The 204-nt window shown below is 56.4% G+C and carries 1 pseudogene; it reads left to right on the top strand.

From position 1 onward, the window contains the following. Positions 1-204 (top strand): annotated as a pseudogene (locus QP978_RS10815) (IS1249 family transposase); the annotation flags it as partial.

Genomic DNA, 204 nt, shown 5'->3' with positions numbered 1-204 from the left:
ACATGGGTCGCCCACCTGCACGAATTCGACCACACCTACCGGGAATGGATGAACGAGAAAACCACCATCAAAGACCCTGCTACCGGCGCCTACACCAAGGTCTACACCCACCAACGCGTCCGAGCGGCCTATCAATCATTGCTATCTCTGCACCGCAGAGACCTGCTGTTTACCTACCTGCAACCCCCACCAACAACCATCGAC

The organism is Corynebacterium sp. MSK035 (assembly GCF_030232615.1).
Lineage (GTDB): Bacteria > Actinomycetota > Actinomycetes > Mycobacteriales > Mycobacteriaceae > Corynebacterium > Corynebacterium jeikeium_D.
Note: the sequence above shows the minus strand (reverse complement) of the source record. Positions and strands in the feature narration are given on the sequence as shown.